Source organism: Mesorhizobium sp. M7A.F.Ca.CA.002.09.1.1 (assembly GCF_003998555.1).
In the GTDB taxonomy this organism is placed as follows: Bacteria; Pseudomonadota; Alphaproteobacteria; order Rhizobiales; family Rhizobiaceae; genus Mesorhizobium; species Mesorhizobium ciceri.
On the sequence record NZ_RZRR01000748.1, the window covers coordinates 1 to 2830 of the forward strand.

Sequence of the window (2830 nt, forward strand, 5' to 3'; positions counted from 1 at the left end):
GCCTGGAGCGGTCCAGCGGAACCGGGTTGGCTTCAGCCGTTCGGTGTTTCAGGCGAAAGATGCGCGCGTCCGCGCGGCACGCCAAGACCGGTGTCCGGCGGCTCGCCGGCGGCCGGCCTGTCCTCGATCATGTGCGTGGTGCGCCAGCGGCCGAAACGATAGTAGGCCGCCGCCAGTACAAGCGAGCTGATCGAACCCGCCGGGAAGCTCCACCACAACGCTTCCTCGCCGATCACGCCACGCATGAAATAGGCAAAGCCGGTGCGCACGACCAGCACCGAAATGACCAGGATGATCAGCGGCGGCATCACGGCACCCGTGGCTCGTACGGTGGCAAACAGCACGATGGTTATGCCGAACAGGATGAACGACCACGAGGCGACATTGTTGATGTGGACGGCGATGTCGATCGCCGCGCTGTCGCGGCTCAGGAACAGGCTCAGCACCGAACGGTCGAAAACCGACAGCACGGCAACCAGTGCGCCGGTCAGGACGAGGTTGAAGCCGACGCCTGAGGCGGCGATGCGGCCGATCCGGTCCCAGCGCCCGGCGCCGACATTCTGTGCCGCCATCGAGGACACCGCGGCGCCGATGGCGAGCGCCGGCATCTGGATGTAGGTCCACAGCTGGGCGGCGATGCCGTAGGCGGCGGCGACCTGTGAGCCGTAGGAATTGACGATGCCCATCACCGTCAGTGCCGCCGCCGAAATGACGATCATCTGCAGGCCCATCGGCACGCCCTTGAAGACGACGATGCGCAGCAAGGTGGGATCGGGCCGCAGCAGAGCGAGGTTGGCGCCGGCCAGCCGCAGCGGATGCTTGCGCACATAGAGCACGATCAGGATGGCGATCACGCTAACCGTCTGGCCGATCAGCGTGGACGTGGCGGAGCCCGCGATGCCGAGTTCGGGAAACGGTCCGATGCCGGCGATGAGCAATGGGTTGAGCACGATGTCGAGGACGACGGCCAGCGCCATGAAGAAGAAGGGGGTGCGTGAATCGCCGGCACCGCGCAGCACGGTCATGACGAAGGACAGAAGGTTCATCATCGGCACGGCGACGAAGATGATGCGCAGATAGGAGCGCGCCAGCGGCAAGGCGTCGGCCGGTGTGCCGAGCGTGTTGAGAATGGCGTCAACCCAGATCCAGCCGCAGACCGCGAAGACAACCGAGACGAGGAAGAAGAACGTCGCGCTGGTGCCGTCAATGCGGCGCGCCTCGGGCAGGTCGCGGGCACCGACCGACTGGGCCACCAGGATGGTGGCCGCCGTGCCGATGCCGAACACAGTGCCGAGGATCAGGAACAGGACGAGGTTGGCATTAGAGGTGGCGGTCAGCGCCGATTCGCCGAGAAAACGGCCGACCCAGACGGCGTTGATCGAGCCGTTGAGCGACTGCAGCACGTTGGAGCCGAGCACCGGCAGGGCGAACAGCAGAAGCGTGCGCGGGATCGGGCCGCTGGTCAGGTCGCCGGTGCGCCGGCGCGCGGGCATTTTTTCGTCCATGGCGGGCAACTCGGCGGATGGTGATTTGGATCCAGTCCACGATGATATCGCAGGCGGGACCGAGATGCACCCTTGCGAACGCGCGGCTGAAAGGCCGCTGCCCCGTTCATGCCTGCCGCGAGCCCAGCGGACGCGCCAAGCGCGCCCGCCCGTGCAGTGGCCGTTACTTCCCGGCGAGACCCGGCAGCGTGACCTGATAGACCAGGAACATGGTGTCGACATCGGCGCCGTCTTCCGCCTTGTAGGGTGCGCCGACCTGAAAACCGTCCTGGGCGAGGAAGTCGTTGTCGTTGGCGACGAACAGGAAGTAGTCGTCGGGCAGCTTCGGATCGAGAACGCTGACCACCGACATCGCCTCCCACTTCTCCGACAGGTTGTTCTTGTCGTTCGGCGCGCCATTGTGCAGGCCGAAGCGGCCGAGTTCGCCCTTGTCGTTGATGTCGATGAACGGCGTCAGCTTGGCCGGCATCACCGACGGGTCGAGCACGCCCTTGGGCGCCAGCGGCTTGTCGGCGGCATCGAAGGCGCCGCCGGCGATGTCGGTCGCGGCCGAGACGTCGACGACGAAGATCTGGCGCACCAGCGAGGTGTCGCCCTTCAGCCCCTGGCCGTTGCCGCTGTCGCGCGCCAGCATCAGGAAGGTCTTGTCGGAGAGCGCCACGATCTCGCTCTGCGCGGCGATCTTGGTCTTGCCCTTGGCATCCTTGAACACCGGCAACGGCACGACATACTCATGCGCCAGTTTGAGGTGGGCGAGGTCGGACGCGTCATAGACCAGCGCACGCGTGTTCTGGCGCGTCGCGGGCGAATCGCCGCCATCCTGCCGGGGCGCCGATTGCAGCACCGCGATCAGGAACTTGCCGTCCGGCGTCATCGCCATTCCCTCCAGGCCCTGGTTGTTCTGGCGGCCGGTCTCGGGGTCCTTCGGATCGGGCTCGGCGGCACCGGGTCCCGGATTGTCCGAGGCGAAGTTCGGCGTGCCGTGGCGCATCGGCACGAAGGCGGCCGGTGGCTGGGTTGCCGACAGCAGATGCCCGTCGGCGGAAAACCGATAGATGTTCGGGCCGTATTCGTCGGAGATGAACATCGAACCATCGGGCAGCCGCACGATCGCCTCGTTGTCGAGCGCCAGCTTGCCATTGTCGGCTTGCGGCAGGATCGGCATGTCGCCGCTTGCCGCGCGCACGCCGTTGAGTGGGTCGAGGCCTGTGGCATCAGCCCCCTTGTCGTCGGTGAGAAGCATGGTGTCGGCGAGCGTTGCCTTGACGCCCGTCTGCTCCTGGCCGGCAGCAGGTGCCGCGCCCGGTGCGACCGGAGCAAATTCG

The 2830-nt window shown here is 66.4% G+C and carries 2 protein-coding genes; both read right to left on the reverse strand.

The features are described from left to right. Window positions 1–32: 32 nt before the first annotated feature. Entirely contained in the window at window positions 33–1493 is a 1461-nt protein-coding gene (locus EN994_RS25565; protein ID WP_245466084.1) for an MATE family efflux transporter, read from the reverse strand. 175 nt (window positions 1494–1668) lie between these two features. Then, on the reverse strand, window positions 1669–2830 hold a 1162-nt coding region (locus EN994_RS25570), incomplete at its 5' end, for an esterase-like activity of phytase family protein (protein ID WP_127307902.1).